The sequence below is a fragment of the Cedecea sp. P7760 genome (assembly GCF_013386425.1).
GTDB classification, from domain to species: Bacteria; Pseudomonadota; Gammaproteobacteria; order Enterobacterales; family Enterobacteriaceae; genus Cedecea; species Cedecea selenatireducens.
Window position 1 is genome coordinate 75,971 of sequence record NZ_JACARU010000006.1, and the last position, 16,250, is coordinate 92,220.

A 16,250-nucleotide genomic window follows, 5' to 3' on the forward strand; every position below is an offset into this window, starting at 1 on the left:
CGATATGGGACAATAAAAGCAACAGTGACATTCGAGAACATATCTACTTACATCATGGCGCAATTCTACTCTGCAAAGCGACGCGATACGAATCGTGAATTACTTACCGTGACCGTAACCGACCTTGACCCGTTCGGTCAGGGCGTTGCACGTCACAAAGGCAAGGCGCTGTTTATTCGTGGCGCGTTGCCGGGCGAACAGGTCGAGGTTCGCATTACTGAAGATAAGCGTAGCTACGCTCAGGCAGAGGTAAAGCGCCGTTTAAACGACAGCCCTGAGCGCGTAAAACCTCGCTGCCCGCATTTTGGCGTCTGCGGGGGGTGCCAGCAGCAGCACGTTAGCGTGGCGCTGCAGCAGGAGGCGAAGTCAAAAGCGCTTGGGCGCATGATGGGCGAGCGCGAACAGCCGCGCCTGGTGGACGACATTATTTCTGCTGATTCATGGGGATACCGCCGTCGCGCACGGCTGGGGTTGAATTACCAGCCCCGTACGCAAACCCTACAGATGGGCTTTCGTAAGGCGAGCGACAAGGCGCTGGTGGATATTCACCATTGCCCCGTGCTGGCGCCCCGGCTTGAAGCATTACTTGAACCTTTACGCCTGTGCTTGTCTGAATTAAGTATCGTCAACCGTCTTGGGCACGTGGAGCTGGTTCTGGCCGACGGCGGGCCGCTGATGGTGCTGCGGCATTTGGCCCCGCTCAGTCAGGGTGACCGGCAAAAACTGGAACGGTTTTCGCATTCCCATGAGGTGGCATTGTTCCTCGCCCCGGACAGCGACAGCCTGGAATCGCTGGCGGAGGACGAGCCCTGGTATCATTCAGACGGGCTACGCTTAACCTTTAGCCCACGAGATTTCATCCAGGTGAATGATGCGGTGAACCAGCAAATGGTGGCCAGGGCTATCGAGTGGTTGGAGGTGCAGCCTGAGGATCGGGTGCTAGATTTGTTCTGCGGAATGGGGAATTTTACCCTGCCGTTGGCAAAACGAGCCGCCGCGGTGGTGGGCGTTGAAGGCGTTGCTGCGCTGGTAGCGAAAGGTGAATATAATGCTCAGCGTAATTCGCTGAAAAACGTCACATTCTTCCATGAAAACCTGGAAGATGACGTGACGCGTCAGCCGTGGGCGCAGCAAGGATTTACTAAAATATTGCTCGACCCGGCGCGGGCCGGCGCGGCGGGGGTTATGCAGCACGTCATCAAGCTGGCGCCGAGCCGCGTGGTGTACGTTTCCTGTAACCCGACCACGCTGGCGCGCGACAGCGAAGCGTTGTTGGCCGCCGGGTACCACATTAAACGACTGGCCATGCTCGATATGTTCCCCCACACCGGGCATCTGGAGTCTATGGCGCTCTTTGAGCGTAATTAAAAGGGTTAATCAGGCGCATTGGCCTGAGCGTTAGCCCGACAGGAGAGGATAATGGTTGCGGTAAGAAGTGCACATATCAACAAAGCTGGCGAATTTGCGCCCGAAAAATGGATTGCAAGCCTCGGGATTTCCAACCAGCAGTCGTGTGAACGCTTAGCCGAAACCTGGGCGTATTGTGAACGCCAGACCAAAGGACATCCCGACGCCGAGCTGCTGTTGTGGCGTGGCGTGGAGATGGTCGAAATCCTCTCGATGCTGAGTATGGACAACGATACGCTGCGCGCCTCGCTGCTGTTCCCGCTGGCGGACGCGGGCGTGGTCAGTGAAGAAGTGATGCTGGAAAGCGTCGGCAAACAGGTGGTTACCCTGATTCACGGCGTGCGTGACATGGACGCTATTCGCCACCTGAAAGCGACCCACAACGACTCCGTTTCTTCCGACCAGGTGGACAACGTTCGCCGGATGCTGCTGGCGATGGTGGACGACTTCCGCTGCGTGGTCATTAAGCTTGCGGAACGTATCGCCCATCTGCGCGAAGTGAAAGACGCGCCGGAAGATGAGCGCGTGCTGGCGGCGAAAGAATGTACCAATATCTATGCGCCGCTGGCGAACCGCCTGGGCATTGGCCAGCTTAAGTGGGAGCTGGAAGATTACTGCTTCCGCTACCTGCACCCGGAAGAATACAAGCGTATAGCGAAGCTGCTGCACGAGCGCCGTATCGATCGCGAGCAGTACATCGACGATTTTGTCGGCACGCTGCGCTCTTCGATGAAAGAAGAGGGCGTAAAGGCTGAAGTTTATGGCCGGCCAAAACATATCTACAGCATCTGGCGCAAGATGCAGAAAAAGCATCTCGCGTTTGACGAACTGTTTGACGTGCGTGCCGTGCGCATCGTTGCCGAGCGCCTGCAGGACTGCTACGCGGCGCTGGGGATAGTCCACACTCACTTCCGCCACCTGCCGGATGAGTTTGACGACTATGTCGCAAACCCTAAACCGAATGGCTACCAGTCCATTCACACCGTGGTGCTCGGCCCGAACGGCAAAACCATAGAGATACAGATCCGCACCAGGCAGATGCATGAAGATTCCGAGCTGGGCGTGGCCGCACACTGGAAGTACAAAGAGGGCAATGCGCGCAGCGGCAGCTCAGGTCATGAAGACCGCATTGCGTGGCTGCGCAAGCTTATCGCCTGGCAGGAAGAGATGTCCGACTCCGGCGAAATGCTCGACGAAGTCCGTAGCCAGGTCTTTGACGACCGCGTATACGTGTTTACGCCGAAGGGGGATGTTGTTGACCTGCCGGCCGGTTCGACGCCGCTGGACTTCGCCTACCACATCCACAGCGATGTCGGGCATCGCTGCATCGGGGCGAAAATCGGCGGGCGCATCGTGCCGTTCACCTACCAGCTGCAGATGGGCGACCAGATTGAAGTCATTACCCAGAAGCAGCCAAACCCGAGCCGCGACTGGCTGAACCCAAACCTGGGATACATTACCACCAGCCGCGGGCGCGCGAAGATCCATAACTGGTTCCGCAAGCAGGATCGGGACAAGAACATTCTTGCCGGTCGCCAGATCCTGGACGACGAAATTGAGCATCTGGGGATCAGCCTGAAAGAGGCTGAGAAAACGCTGCTGCCGCGCTACAACTTCAACGAAATTGAAGAGCTGCTGGCGGCCATCGGCGGGGGGGATATCCGCCTCAATCAGATGAGCAACTACCTGCAGGCGCAGTTTAATAAGCCGAGCGCAGAAGAACAGGATGCCGCCGCGCTGCGTCAGCTGACGCAAAAAACCTATGCCCCGCCGCAGTCGCGCAGCAAAGACAATGGCCGCGTCGTTGTGGAGGGCGTAGGAAATCTTATGCACCACATCGCCCGCTGCTGTCAGCCGATTCCGGGAGATCAAATCGTCGGCTTCATCACCCAGGGGCGAGGGATCTCGATTCACAGTGCGGACTGTGACCAGCTTGCAGAGCTGCAGTCTCATGCGCCGGAACGTATCGTTGATGCCGTTTGGGGGGAAAGCTACTCCAGCGGCTATTCGCTGGTGGTGCGCGTGACGGCGAACGATCGCAGCGGTCTGCTACGCGACATCACGACGATTCTGGCGAACGAAAAGGTTAACGTGCTTGGCGTTGCCAGCCGAAGCGACACGAAGCAGCAGCTGGCCACTATCGATATGACCATTGAGATCTACAACCTGCAGGTGCTTGGCCGCGTGCTGGGCAAGCTGAATCAGGTGCCGGATATTATCGACGCTCGCAGGCTGCACGGCTAATTTATTGCCCCTCACTCCTGAGAACGATTCTACTCGATCCAGTTCCCTCTCCCTTTTAGGGAGAGGGTTAGGGTGAGGGTAAAAAAACAAGGAATAACAATGACTCAAATCGACCGCCTGCTCGGGATCATGCAACGCCTGCGCGATCCTGAAAATGGCTGCCCGTGGGATCGCGAACAAACCTTTGCCACCATCGCCCCTTACACTCTCGAAGAAACTTATGAAGTGCTCGATGCCATTAACCGCGAAGATTTTGACGATCTGCGCGGTGAGCTGGGCGATCTTCTATTCCAGGTGGTTTTTTACGCACAGATGGGGCAGGAAGAAGGGCGCTTTAATTTTGAGGATATCTGTCGGGGCATCAGCGACAAGCTTGAGCGTCGCCACCCGCATATCTTTGCTGACGGGGACGCCACGACCAGCGGTGAAGTGCTGGCGAAGTGGGAGCAAATCAAAATTGAAGAACGCGCGCAGAAGGCACAACACTCTGCACTCGACGATATCCCCGAGGCGCTGCCCGCGCTGATGCGGGCGCAAAAAATCCAGAAACGCTGCTCAAACGTCGGCTTCGACTGGAAGACGCTTGGCCCGGTGCTGGATAAAGTGCACGAAGAAATTGATGAAGTGATGTTTGAAGCCCAGCAGGCCGTGGTGGATGAGGCAAAACTGGAAGAAGAAGTGGGCGATTTATTGTTCGCTACCGTCAATCTGGCTCGTCATCTGGGCACCAAAGCCGAGGTCGCTTTACAAAAAGCGAACCGAAAATTTGAGGCCCGTTTCCGAAAAGTGGAAGCGATTGTTGCCGCTCAGGGGCTGACCATGGAGCAGGCGGGGCTGGAGATTATGGAAAAGGCCTGGCAGGAAGTGAAACGCCAGGAAACTGATATCTAAAGCGTTTTTGCTATCAAGTGCGCTTTATGGCGCTTTTTATTTAACAAGCGATTGATTTGCGTCAAAAACATTTATCACGGAAGGGCTATTTTCTTAGCCTGACTGTGGGGCCAGGAGAAAATCCACAGGACAGAATGAATGTTTGTGGCACCCATGCTGTTCGGGTATACTGCTTTCCCGTCCTGGTTATTCCATCGTCTTTAAACCTAACTTCTCAGGTTCAGCATGACAACGAACTATATTTTTGTGACCGGCGGGGTCGTATCCTCTCTGGGTAAAGGCATTGCCGCAGCCTCCCTCGCAGCTATTCTTGAAGCCCGTGGCCTCAACGTATCCATCATGAAACTCGATCCGTACATCAACGTCGATCCGGGTACCATGAGCCCTATTCAACATGGGGAAGTGTTCGTTACCGAAGACGGCGCTGAAACCGACCTGGATTTGGGTCACTACGAGCGCTTTATCCGTAACAAGATGAGCCGCCGTAACAACTTCACCACCGGCCGTATCTATTCTGACGTTCTGCGTAAAGAACGCCGTGGTGACTATCTTGGCGCGACCGTGCAGGTTATCCCGCACATCACCAACGCCATTAAAGAACGTATTCTGGAAGGCGGCGAAGGCCACGACGTGGTGCTGGTTGAAATCGGCGGTACCGTCGGTGACATCGAATCCCTGCCGTTCCTGGAAGCGATTCGCCAGATGGCGGTAGAAGTGGGCCGTGAGCACACCCTCTACATGCATCTGACGCTGGTGCCTTACATGGCCGCAGCCGGTGAAGTGAAAACTAAGCCGACTCAGCACTCCGTAAAAGAACTGCTTTCCATTGGTATCCAGCCAGACGTGCTGATTTGCCGTTCTGACCGCGTTGTACCGGCCAACGAACGTGCGAAGATTGCATTGTTCTGTAACGTTCCAGAGAAAGCGGTAATCTCTCTGAAAGACGTCGATTCTATCTATAAAATTCCAGGCCTGTTGAAATCACAGGGGCTGGACGATTATATTTGTAAACGATTCAGCTTGAACGCGCCGGAAGCCAATCTGGCAGAATGGGAACAGGTTATCTACGAAGAAGCCAACCCAACGGGCGAAATCACCATCGGTATGGTCGGTAAGTACATTGAACTGCCGGATGCCTATAAATCGGTGATTGAAGCGCTGAAACACGGCGGGCTGAAAAACCGTCTGACCGTGAACATCAAGCTGATTGATTCACAGGATGTTGAAACTCGTGGCGTTGAGCTGCTGAAAGGTCTGGATGCTATCCTGATCCCTGGCGGCTTCGGCTATCGCGGCGTTGAAGGCAAAATTGCTACCGCGCGCTATGCCCGTGAAAACAACATCCCGTACCTCGGTATTTGCCTGGGTATGCAGGTTGCCCTTATCGAGTTCGCCCGTAACGTGGCGGGCATGGATAACGCCAACTCCACTGAATTTGTGCCAGACTGTAAGTACCCTGTGGTGGCATTGATCACCGAGTGGCGCGATGAAGAAGGCAACGTTGAAGTGCGCACCGAGAAGAGCGATCTGGGCGGCACAATGCGCCTCGGCGGGCAGCAATGTCAGCTGACCGACGGTAGCCTGGTTCGTCAGATGTACGGTGAGCCGACTATCGTTGAACGCCATCGCCATCGCTATGAAGTCAACAACATGTTGTTGAAACCGATTGAAGCAGCTGGTTTACGTGTTGCAGGTCGTTCCGGTGATGACCAACTGGTGGAAATCATTGAGGTGCCAAACCATCCATGGTTTGTTGCCTGCCAGTTCCACCCGGAATTCACTTCGACTCCGCGTGACGGGCACCCACTGTTTGCAGGCTTCGTGAAAGCCGCCGGTGAGTACCAGAAACGCCAGGCGAAGTAAGTAGAGTTAGAACGGCAACGCGCGACATTCTCGCGCGTTGTTTGTCTGGAGTTTTAGTTTAACGTTGTGACTTGAGGAAAACCTACTATGTCCAAAATTGTGAAAGTGATCGGTCGTGAAATCATCGACTCCCGCGGTAACCCGACTGTTGAAGCCGAAGTTCACCTGGAAGGCGGTTTCGTTGGTCTGGCAGCTGCACCATCAGGTGCTTCTACCGGTTCCCGTGAAGCTCTGGAACTGCGCGATGGCGACAAATCTCGTTTCATGGGTAAAGGCGTACTGAAAGCTGTTGCTGCTGTTAACGGCCCGATCGCTGAAGCTGTGCTTGGCAAAGATGCTAAAGACCAGGCTAACATCGATAAGATCATGATCGATCTGGATGGCACCGAGAACAAATCCAAGTTTGGCGCTAACGCCATCCTGGCTGTTTCTCTGGCTGCTGCTAAAGCTGCTGCTGCCTCTAAAGGCCTGCCGCTTTACGCTCACATCGCTGAACTGAACGGCACCCCAGGCAAATACTCTATGCCTCTGCCTATGATGAACATCATCAACGGCGGCGAGCACGCTGACAACAACGTTGATATTCAAGAGTTCATGATTCAGCCTGTTGGCGCAAAAACTCTGAAAGAAGCGGTACGTATCGGTTCTGAAGTGTTCCATAACCTGGCTAAAGTGCTGAAGTCCAAAGGTATGAACACTGCTGTTGGTGACGAAGGTGGCTACGCGCCTAACCTGGGTTCCAACGCAGAAGCGCTGGCTGTAATCGCTGAAGCGGTTAAAGCAGCAGGTTACGAGCTGGGTAAAGACGTTACTCTGGCAATGGACTGTGCAGCGTCTGAATTCTACAAAGACGGTAAATACGTTCTGGCTGGCGAAGGCAACAAAGCGTTCACCTCCGAAGAGTTCACTCACTTCCTGGAAAACCTGACCAAAGATTACCCAATCGTTTCTATCGAAGACGGTCTGGACGAATCTGACTGGGCTGGTTTCGCATACCAGACCAAAGTTCTGGGCGACAAAATCCAGCTGGTTGGTGACGATCTGTTCGTAACCAACACCAAGATCCTGAAAGAAGGTATCGAAAAAGGCATCGTTAACTCCATCCTGATCAAATTCAACCAGATCGGTTCCCTGACCGAAACTCTGGCTGCGATCAAAATGGCGAAAGACGCTGGCTACACTGCGGTTATCTCTCACCGTTCAGGCGAAACCGAAGACGCTACCATCGCTGACCTGGCTGTTGGTACCGCTGCTGGCCAGATCAAAACCGGTTCTATGAGCCGTTCTGACCGTGTTGCTAAGTACAACCAGCTGATTCGTATCGAAGAAGCACTGGCTGCACAGGGCACCCCAGCGCCGTTTAACGGTCTGAAAGAAGTTAAAGGCCAGTAATTTCTTACTGCTGCTTTAGACTTTGAAAAACCCGCTTCGGCGGGTTTTTTTTCGTCTTAAATTTAAAACCTTTCACATCAAATGCTTAATTAACGCTTATCTGTTGCGTCCTTCGGCCTGCTGGGCCAGGCTTGTCGGGTTATTCACATCAGGTCAGGAGACCGCATATGAAAGCAGCAGTAGTAAGTCAGAACCATTCAGTCGATATCGTTGATAAACCCGTGCGTTCGCTGGAGCATGGTGAAGCGCTGTTGGCTATGGAATGCTGTGGCGTTTGCCATACGGATTTGCACGTTAAAAACGGCGACTTTGGCGATGTTACCGGCACCACGCTGGGGCATGAAGGCATTGGCATCGTGAAGGCGATTGGGCCGGGTGTCAGCTCGCTGAAAGTAGGCGATCGGGCAAGCGTGGCCTGGTTCTTCCGCGGATGCGGCCACTGTGAATACTGTAATTCTGGTAATGAAACCCTGTGCCGTAGCGTAACCAATGCGGGCTTTACCGTAGACGGCGGCATGGCGGAAGAGTGCATCGTGGTGGCTGACTATGCGGTAAAAGTGCCGGATGGCCTGGCATCTGCCGAAGCCAGCAGCATTACCTGTGCCGGGGTAACAACCTATAAAGCGGTAAAAGTTTCCCATATTAAGCCGGGCCAGTGGATTGCTATCTACGGTTTAGGTGGCCTCGGCAACCTCGCGCTGCAGTACGCCAAAAACGTCTTTAACGCGAAGGTTATTGCGGTTGACGTCAACGACGCTCAGCTCGAATTCGCCAAAGAGAGCGGGGCCGATCTGGTGATCAACTCCCGTAACGAAGACGCGGCAAAAATCATTCAGGAAAAAACCGGTGGTGCCCACGCCGCGGTAGTGACTGCCGTTGCTAAAGCAGCCTTTAACTCTGCCGTTGACGCTGTTCGTGCCGGGTCTCGTATCGTGGCCGTTGGCCTGCCGCCGGAGTCCATGAGCCTGAACATTCCTCGCCTGGTACTGGACGGCATTGAGGTTGTTGGCTCGCTGGTCGGTACGCGTCAGGACCTGACCGAGGCATTCCAGTTTGCAGCGGAAGGAAAGGTAACGCCGAAGGTGACGCTACGTCCTCTGGAGGACATTAATACCATTTTCCATGAAATGGAGAGCGGCAAGATCAAAGGCCGCATGGTGATTGATTTTAAACTGAAAAAATAATGAAGCAGGCCGGGAAGATCCCGGCCTTTTTTTTACAGCGAGCGAATAACTTCACGCAGCAGTCGAACCCGAGGTTCAATGCTGTTCAGCTCCAGGTATTCAGAAGGGGAATGGAAGCCCGCGCCTATAGGGCCAAATCCGTCCAGAGAAGGTATGCCAAGGGCCGCCGTGTGATTGGCGTCTGAGCCACCGCCCACCGCCTGCCAGCGGACTTCAACGTCGACAGCCTCACCGGCTTTTTCCACCAGCTTCATCAGTTTTTCCGTTTCGGCGGAAGGCGACATCGCTGGCGTTTGTGCCTGCTGTTCGACGGTTGTTAGCACATCTGGTTCGAACTGGCGCTGGCTGAACGACTGAACGGCCTCGTTAACCCGCAGATATTCGTCGTTATCATTGAAGCGAAGATCGACAATCATCTCCGCGCGATCCGCCACTATATTCGCCCCGACGCCGCCGGAAATAACGCCGGTGTTCAGCGTGGTACCCTTAGTCGGATCGGCCAAATCGCTTATCGCCAGCACCGCGTGAGCGAGCGCTTTAACCGCCGAACGCCCTTTTTCCGGATCGTTACCCGCATGGGCGGCAACGCCTTTAAAAGCCAGGCGGTAGCGGGCCATGCCTTTTCGCGCTTTTACCAGTGAGCCGTCGGCTCTTGCGGCTTCGCACACCAGCACACAGCGGCTGCGTTTTGCGATGCCGCCGATCCATTCGTGCGAATAGGCCGAGCCAGTTTCTTCGTCCGGGTTCATGGCCACAGCGATAGCGAGCCGCTCAAGATCCGCTTTTTCCAGCCCGCGCAGAGCCCAGAGAATTGCCAGAAGCCCGCTTTTCATGTCCGAAACGCCTGGCCCATAGGCGCGATCGCCTTCAATGCTGAAAGGGCGCTCTGAAACGGTTCCCGGCGGGAATACGGTATCCATATGTCCCACCAGTAAAACGTCGTACCACGTGGCATTGGGTTTATTGGTGGCAAACAGACCCGGCCCCACTTTGTTCCCCAGATCAACGCTGTCACAGTGCCAGTTTTCTGACAGATACCATTGCTGAAAGATATGGCTGACCTCTTCCACACCAGCAAGGGTGGCGGTGCCGCAGTCGATATTCACGACTCTTTTTAACTCTTGAAGATACTGTTTCAGGTCCATGAATTACTCCAGAATAAGAACGCGCATGATCAGCATGGCGCAAAATGCGTTGAGTACGGAAAGGGCTATCATCAGCGGAATGCGTTTCGCAGGGATGCCAACGACGCCGAGAATACGCCCGGCATACTGCACCTGCGAGCCCATCAAATAGATGGCCGGCGCGAGAATAGCCAGGTGTTCTCCGCTGAGAATTCCTCTTTCAAACAGGCTGATAGCGACGCCTACGCCGCCGCCCATCGACATCCAGCCGCCGATAAGTACCGCCGCGGCTTCACCGGGCAGCCCGAAGAGTTTCATTACCGGGCCAAACAGCCACGCCATACCCTGCAGCGCGCCCGTCAGCTCAAGCGCATAGATAATAATGAATGCCATCAATACATTGGGCAGCGTGCTGGTAGTGGCTATGGTCCAGCCTTTGCGCGCCCCGGCCACAAAGACATCGGTGATCATCGGTTTTGCTGTATCAGCCATGCTGCACCTCTGTTTTTGCTTTGCGCTCTGTGACGTTCAGGATCAGGCGCATCATGTTTGCCCCCACGATTTTCATAATGAATATCACGGCGACGCACATGCCAATAGAGCTTGGCACGGCCTGGCTGCCGTCAACGGCGATCAGCGTGAAGAGCACCGCCCCGGAAGAGAAAAAGTTGGTGATCATGGCTCCGGCGGAAAACTGGAACATGGTGAACACGGTTTTTTCTTTTTCGGTAATCTGACCTTCATCAGCCAGCACGCGGGTGAGTGACGCGCCAACGTCGGTACTTTGCAGGCTGCCGATTAGCGCAAGGCCAGTGGCACCGGGAACGCCCATCAAGGGCCGGAGGAGAGGCGTCAGCAGCTTTCTTGCGGCCCGCAGTGCGCCGTAGTGTTCCAGCACGTTAATCATGCCCAGCGCAAACATCACGGCAGGAATCAGGCCGAAAGCGAAGAGAAAGCCGTCCATTGCGCCATACCCGCCGTTGCCGCGGAAGGCGCTTTTGGCGACATCCAGCGATTCTCCGGCTGGATTAACGCCGCTGACAACTTTGCCGAAGGCGCCGTTTAGCGTGGTGAAGTCAAACACGCCATACCAGTTTTTCCCGCCCAACAGGCCAGAAAAAAAGACCATCGCAAATAGCAAACTAAACCAGGCGCTGAGCCCCACTCTTTGTTGTCCGGGAACAGAAGAATTATCCATTTATCATTTCCTTATGTGATTTCAGGGGAAAGCCAGATGGATGCTAGGACTTAGCAATACGTGCCGTGATGACGACGATCAACATCGGGAGCGAACAATTAATCACCGTGAGAAAGTTGAGAGCTGGTACACAGTAACCGTGAAAATGGAGGTTTTGCTTCGGGCTGAATCATAGGACGTGCATCTGACATCGCCGCGGCGCAGCCGCTTTCGCATGATCTCCATCGCCAGTTCTGCGATAATTACTTTTTGTGACTATGACCGAGATGATTATGCAGTACCCGATTAACGAGATGTTCCAGACCCTGCAAGGGGAAGGCTATTTTACCGGCGTGCCCGCCATTTTTATTCGCCTGCAGGGTTGCCCGGTAGGCTGCGCCTGGTGCGATACCAAACATACCTGGGATAAGCTCGCGGATCGCGAAGTTTCGCTGTTTAGCATCCTGGCCAAAACCAAAGAAAGCGACAAATGGGGCGCGGGAAGCGCCGAAGATCTGCTGGCGGTGATTGGCCGTCAGGGCTATACCGCGCGGCATGTGGTTATCACCGGCGGCGAGCCTTGCATTCACGATCTTACGCCGCTGACCGATCTGCTGGAGAAAAACGGGTTTAGCTGCCAGATAGAAACCAGCGGCACTCACGAAGTGCGCTGCACGGCGAATACCTGGGTGACGGTTTCCCCTAAGGTGAACATGCGTGGCGGCTACGACATTCTGTCGCAGGCGCTGGAGCGAGCGGATGAAATTAAGCATCCAGTGGGCCGCATGCGCGACGTTGAAGCGCTGGACGAACTGCTTGCCACGCTGACGGACGAGAAGAGTCGGATTATTGCCTTACAGCCGATCAGCCAAAAAGACGATGCGACGCGCCTGTGTATTGAAACCTGTATTGCGCGTAACTGGCGTCTGTCGATGCAAACGCATAAGTATCTGAATATTGCCTGATGCGTTAAGCCGGGCGCCGAAAGGGCACCCGGCTTTGAACGCGTGGTTAAGCGTTGGACCAGCTTTGAATAGCGTCTGTGTTCTCCAGGTCTCCGTGCAGTACCTGATATGATTTCTTCAAAATGGCATCAGTATGCTGCGTTAACTCCCTGAAAATCCCCTTGTTTAGCGCCTCATAGCGCTTAGCGTTGCTTTCAACAGGCATAAACACATCTTTGACCCGCACCATTTTTTCGACGGCTTCTTCATAGCTGGTATACAGCCCTAGCCCAACGGCGGTGTTGATGGCCGCGCCCAGGCTTGCACAGCCGTTGATGGCGTTACGCCTGACCGGCAGATTGAACACGTCGGCAAAGATTTGCATAAACAGATCGCTGTTGGAACCGCCGCCGGTGATTATCACGTGTTTGGCAAAGTGGTCCATCTCATGGCACATATTGTCGTAGTTGTTTTTCAGCGTCAGCGCGATGCTTTCGAGGATTGAACGGTAAATCCATGCGTAGTCCATGCTGGAATCAAACCCAATCATGATCCCACGTTTGAACGGTTCCCACGGATTGGTCAGCCAGTCCAGAACGGTCATCAGGCCGTTACAGCCAGGTGGCACCAGAGCAGCCTTTTTATTCAGTAGCCCTTCCGGCGAGAGATTTTGCGCTTTGGCATCCTGAATCAGCGACTCGCCCAGCATGTCCCGCAGCCAGCTCACCGTCCACATCCCCTTGCGGATACCGTAACCTTCATACAGCAGCGTTTCCGGAATGGACGACATGATTGGCCACCAGGCGACAGGCGCTTTTGGCAGCGCTTTGCCGTTCATCATCAGCGCGATATAGGTGCCGAGGGAAATCACCGCGGTTTCGTCATCCAGCAGCCCGGCCCCCAGCGCTTCGACCGGTTTATCGCTGGTGGTGCAAACCACCGGTAACCCTGCCGGGAATCCCGTTGCCCTGGCGGCTTTCTCCGTAAGATGGCCGATGATCGTGCCCGGCATCTGAACATCAAACAGCATGGTGCGCGGAATGTTGAATTTCTTCAGCACTTCGCCATCGTCGCTCCACGACCACGTTTTGTAATCCACCGGCCACTGGCCAAAATAGTTGGCGATATTGTCTTTGAACTCCCCGGTTAAGCGGTGCGACAAATACCCCGAGAATGATGTCACCCAGGCGACATCAGGGTTAGTGTGCTCGTAAGGCCGGGTGACGCGAGCATCCTGCCAGCTGATCAGCGGCTCAGCAGGGGTGCCATCGGCTTTTAATAAGGCACGGCAGCAGCGTATGGAGCCGAGTCCAATCCCGACGATGGCGCTCATGTCGCCCGTAAAATTGCTCATCAAATCCTGCCCGGCGCGGCACAGCGAGTCCCACAGATCGTCGTCAGGGTGCTCGGCGGTATCCGCATCAGGCGTGTGCATCGGCTGGAGCTGCCCCTTGCCTTCGCAGACGATATTGCCCGCCAGATCGTACATCACGACTTTTGTACTCTGGCTGCCACCATCAATCCCAATGATGTATTTCTTCGACATTGCCTTTCTCCTTCAATTTTCCCTCATCACTCGCCTGTTGCGGCCAGCGATGCCAATTTTTCCTGTGTCACGTCGGCTGCGCGAATTTTACGAATCAGCAAAAAGGCAAACACGATAACCATGCACAGCGCGGCTAATCCCATCAGCCACATGTTGCGGTAGGCTTCCCCGGCCGGAAGGGTGTCCTGCCAGTGGCCGACAAGCGGGTAAACAAACACGTCCGGCAGGAAGCCAATGACCGAGCAGATGCCGACGGTGGTACCCATAATGTAGGGCGGCGTTCTGGCTTCGCCCGGGCAGGCCCAGTAAAGCCCGCGCGAGGCGTAGCAGGTGAAGCCCAGCAGCAGGATCAGGCCAATGCCCATGGCGACGGACTGAGGATTTGAGTTTGTCGCCAGTAGCGCAACCAATGCCACGGCACCGACAATAGAAAGCAACTGCACAACGCGAGTCGGCGACTTAATTCGGCTGTAGGTGGTAATGATGCCGCCCAGCGGGCCGCAAAAGGCGCGGAAGATTTTATTTATCACGATGCCCATGTAGCTGGCGGCCACCAGCGACATGCCGTACATCTCCGTCAGGTAGTTGGTGGAGTAGCTCAGGATTGCATAGATAGTGTAGACCCCGAAGATAACCATGCTGCAGTACCAGGTGGTGCTGATGCGCAATACGGACAGAATATCTTTGAGCTGGAACGCCGGTTTTTTAGCTTCCTGAGCATCCTCCGTGCGGCCGGTAAAGCCATCGCTGACGAAGAACCAACACAGCACGCCGAGCGCAATATAAACGCCGCTGTAGATCAGAATAACGGCCTTAAGGCTGTTGGCATCTTCCGGGGCGAAGCGTGAGAATACCCACATGGTGAAGACCGCCAGCGCCATGACTCCCACGCCTCGCAGGCCTTCCATCCAGCCCATGATTTTCCCCTGTTCGCTGTGATCGCCCAGCAGGGACGCGGCTTTAATGGAAACCGACCACAGCATCAGAATCGTGGTGATGGCGAAGGCAACCTGAATAACTATCATCACCCAGAGCGGAGGGTAGAAAGCCATGACGATGCCCAGCAGGCCGGTGGCAATCATTGCCAGGGTCATCATTAAGCGGTGAGAAAATTTGTCGGCAATAATTCCGCTGGGCGCATAAAGGATAATTGCGGTTATTCCGAAAGTACTCATAATTAAGCCTATTTCGGTATTGCTAAATCCCATAAATTTTGCCATTGGGATTTGGTAAATATACCTTAAATAAGCAAGGTCAAAGCTTACGCCACCACTGATACTTATTATTGCCAGCGTTAGCCAGCGACGAAAATTTGAATCACGCATGGTGTGCTCTCAGTGAGTAGGGTTGTTGAAGGCAAAAAAAAGAGAAAAGCAACCAATCCCTTGTGGGGGCTGATTACTTTTCTCATAGGCTCTAGTAATTGCGGAGATTATTATCATGAGACGCTGTTTTTTAGTGTGAGAAATATCACGCTATTGGTTTTCACGGTGAATAATTTAGCGTTAAAACCTTCGCGTTAATGAGTTGTGATGTTGATCACATAACGCAGTCTGCCGCTGTGATACTTATTTTAGCCAGTTACTAGAGACGATGAGAAAAGTAACTTCCCTTTCGGGGGGAGCTTACTTTTCTCATTTTTTTTGCGTTTAAAAAACTTAAGGAGTTCACCATGTCGCTCAGCGCACTCAACGAATTCTCACTGGACTTCTTCTCGCTGAAAGGGAAGACGGCGATTGTCACCGGCGGCAACAGCGGGCTGGGGCAGGCGTTTGCCATGGCGCTGGCGAAAGCCGGGGCGAATGTGTTTATTCCAACGGTGGTGGAAGAGAAAGGAGAAACGCGTCAACTTATTGAACAGCAAGGCGTAAAAGTGGCCTTTATGACCGTCGACATTACCGAAAAAGGCGCGCCTGCTCAGGTCATTGCCCGGTGCCTTGAAACCTTCGGCTCGGTGGATATTCTGGTCAACAACGCCGGGATTTGTAAGCTCAACAAGGTGCTGGACTTCGGCCGCGCCGACTGGGACCCGATGATCAATATCAACCTGACCGCCGCGTTTGAATTAAGCCACGAAGCGGCAAAAGTGATGATTCCGCAAAAGCACGGAAAAATCATTAATATCTGTTCGTTATTTTCTTATCTTGGCGGGCAGTGGTCTCCGGCTTATTCCGCCACAAAACACGCCCTGGCCGGCTTAACGAAAGCGTATTGTGATGAGTTAGGTCAATATAATATTCAGGTGAACGGTATCGCGCCTGGTTATTATGCCACCGATATTACTACTGAAACTCGTAAAAATCCGGAAACCAATAAACGCGTACTTGATCATATTCCAGCCAACCGCTGGGGTGAAACTCAGGATCTTATGGGGGCGATGGTTTATTTATCCAGTCGCGCTTCAGATTATGTGAATGGCCATTTATTAGTGGTTGATGGTGGTTATTTGGTCAGGTAATTCTCGCAGGGTGGTTCCTG

At 54.1% G+C, this 16,250-nt stretch carries 13 protein-coding genes; 8 read left to right on the forward strand and 5 right to left on the reverse strand.

Annotation, left to right across the window (positions count from 1 at the left end):
* The first annotated feature begins 54 nt into the window (after positions 1–54).
* The 6 genes from rlmD to adhP all read left to right on the forward strand — a co-directional run bounded on the left by rlmD (position 55) and on the right by adhP (position 8,981).
* Positions 55–1,368, forward strand: a complete 1,314-nt coding sequence (gene rlmD, locus HX778_RS01965) for a 23S rRNA (uracil(1939)-C(5))-methyltransferase RlmD (RefSeq protein WP_176981202.1) — start codon at positions 55–57, stop codon at positions 1,366–1,368.
* 51 nt (positions 1,369–1,419) lie between these two features.
* The gene (relA, locus tag HX778_RS01970; protein ID WP_176981171.1) at positions 1,420–3,651 is read left to right on the forward strand and encodes a GTP diphosphokinase; all 2,232 of its coding nucleotides are present in this window, start codon (positions 1,420–1,422) and stop codon (positions 3,649–3,651) included.
* A 99-nt stretch (positions 3,652–3,750) separates the two neighbouring features.
* Positions 3,751–4,542 (forward strand): nucleoside triphosphate pyrophosphohydrolase, encoded by a 792-nt coding sequence (gene mazG / locus HX778_RS01975; RefSeq protein WP_038479385.1) that lies wholly within the window; start codon positions 3,751–3,753, stop codon positions 4,540–4,542.
* A 225-nt stretch (positions 4,543–4,767) separates the two neighbouring features.
* Positions 4,768–6,405, forward strand: a complete 1,638-nt coding sequence (pyrG, locus tag HX778_RS01980) for a glutamine hydrolyzing CTP synthase (protein WP_038479387.1) — start codon at positions 4,768–4,770, stop codon at positions 6,403–6,405.
* A gap of 87 nt (positions 6,406–6,492) precedes the next feature.
* Positions 6,493–7,797 carry a phosphopyruvate hydratase gene (eno, locus tag HX778_RS01985; RefSeq protein WP_016538007.1) on the forward strand — a complete coding sequence of 435 codons (1,305 nt, stop codon included), beginning with the start codon at positions 6,493–6,495 and terminating at the stop codon, positions 7,795–7,797.
* Between the two features lie 167 nt (positions 7,798–7,964).
* Complete coding sequence (adhP, locus tag HX778_RS01990) at positions 7,965–8,981, forward strand: alcohol dehydrogenase AdhP (RefSeq protein WP_038479390.1); 1,017 nt, start codon at positions 7,965–7,967, stop codon at positions 8,979–8,981.
* A 32-nt stretch (positions 8,982–9,013) separates the two neighbouring features.
* Here the strand turns inward: adhP and HX778_RS01995 are convergent, their stop codons facing one another.
* From HX778_RS01995 to HX778_RS02005, 3 genes are read right to left on the reverse strand one after another with little or no spacing between them, the layout of a single operon-like run.
* Positions 9,014–10,126, reverse strand: a complete 1,113-nt coding sequence (locus HX778_RS01995; RefSeq protein ID WP_176981172.1) for a M20 family metallopeptidase — start codon at positions 10,124–10,126, stop codon at positions 9,014–9,016.
* A 3-nt stretch (positions 10,127–10,129) separates the two neighbouring features.
* Positions 10,130–10,597: a YjiG family protein gene (locus HX778_RS02000; RefSeq protein ID WP_038479397.1), complete on the reverse strand. Its 468-nt coding sequence runs from the start codon at positions 10,595–10,597 to the stop codon at positions 10,130–10,132.
* Positions 10,590–11,303, reverse strand: a complete 714-nt coding sequence (locus HX778_RS02005) for a nucleoside recognition domain-containing protein (RefSeq protein ID WP_176981173.1) — start codon at positions 11,301–11,303, stop codon at positions 10,590–10,592. The genes HX778_RS02000 and HX778_RS02005 overlap by 8 nt, the downstream gene beginning before the upstream one ends.
* A 272-nt stretch (positions 11,304–11,575) precedes the next feature.
* On the opposite strand from HX778_RS02005, the gene queE reads away from it, so the two are divergent.
* Positions 11,576–12,247, forward strand: a complete 672-nt coding sequence (gene queE / locus HX778_RS02010) for a 7-carboxy-7-deazaguanine synthase QueE (RefSeq protein WP_038483216.1) — start codon at positions 11,576–11,578, stop codon at positions 12,245–12,247.
* Between the two features lie 46 nt (positions 12,248–12,293).
* Here the strand turns inward: queE and HX778_RS02015 are convergent, their stop codons facing one another.
* Positions 12,294–13,772 (reverse strand): FGGY-family carbohydrate kinase, encoded by a 1,479-nt coding sequence (locus HX778_RS02015; RefSeq protein ID WP_176981174.1) that lies wholly within the window; start codon positions 13,770–13,772, stop codon positions 12,294–12,296.
* 26 nt (positions 13,773–13,798) lie between these two features.
* Positions 13,799–15,097: a nitrate/nitrite transporter gene (locus HX778_RS02020; protein WP_176981175.1), complete on the reverse strand. Its 1,299-nt coding sequence runs from the start codon at positions 15,095–15,097 to the stop codon at positions 13,799–13,801.
* A gap of 347 nt (positions 15,098–15,444) precedes the next feature.
* Here HX778_RS02020 and HX778_RS02025 point away from each other — a divergent pair, with 347 nt between their 5' ends.
* Positions 15,445–16,230 (forward strand): SDR family oxidoreductase, encoded by a 786-nt coding sequence (locus HX778_RS02025; RefSeq protein WP_038479409.1) that lies wholly within the window; start codon positions 15,445–15,447, stop codon positions 16,228–16,230.
* Positions 16,231–16,250: the final 20 nt, after the last annotated feature.

Bases quoted from the DNA above. Each gene is read 5' to 3' on its own strand.
- adhP (WP_038479390.1), top strand. From the start codon at position 7,965: ATGAAAGCAGCAGTAGTAAGTCAGAACCATTCAGTCGATATCGTTGAT.
- HX778_RS02005 (WP_176981173.1), bottom strand. From the start codon at position 11,303: ATGGATAATTCTTCTGTTCCCGGACAACAAAGAGTGGGGCTCAGCGCC.
- HX778_RS02020 (WP_176981175.1), bottom strand. From the start codon at position 15,097: ATGCGTGATTCAAATTTTCGTCGCTGGCTAACGCTGGCAATAATAAGT.
- queE (WP_038483216.1), top strand. From the start codon at position 11,576: ATGCAGTACCCGATTAACGAGATGTTCCAGACCCTGCAAGGGGAAGGC.
- HX778_RS02025 (WP_038479409.1), top strand. From the start codon at position 15,445: ATGTCGCTCAGCGCACTCAACGAATTCTCACTGGACTTCTTCTCGCTG.
- mazG (WP_038479385.1), top strand. From the start codon at position 3,751: ATGACTCAAATCGACCGCCTGCTCGGGATCATGCAACGCCTGCGCGAT.
- rlmD (WP_176981202.1), top strand. From the start codon at position 55: ATGGCGCAATTCTACTCTGCAAAGCGACGCGATACGAATCGTGAATTA.
- relA (WP_176981171.1), top strand. From the start codon at position 1,420: ATGGTTGCGGTAAGAAGTGCACATATCAACAAAGCTGGCGAATTTGCG.
- HX778_RS02000 (WP_038479397.1), bottom strand. From the start codon at position 10,597: ATGGCTGATACAGCAAAACCGATGATCACCGATGTCTTTGTGGCCGGG.
- pyrG (WP_038479387.1), top strand. From the start codon at position 4,768: ATGACAACGAACTATATTTTTGTGACCGGCGGGGTCGTATCCTCTCTG.
- HX778_RS01995 (WP_176981172.1), bottom strand. From the start codon at position 10,126: ATGGACCTGAAACAGTATCTTCAAGAGTTAAAAAGAGTCGTGAATATC.
- HX778_RS02015 (WP_176981174.1), bottom strand. From the start codon at position 13,772: ATGTCGAAGAAATACATCATTGGGATTGATGGTGGCAGCCAGAGTACA.
- eno (WP_016538007.1), top strand. From the start codon at position 6,493: ATGTCCAAAATTGTGAAAGTGATCGGTCGTGAAATCATCGACTCCCGC.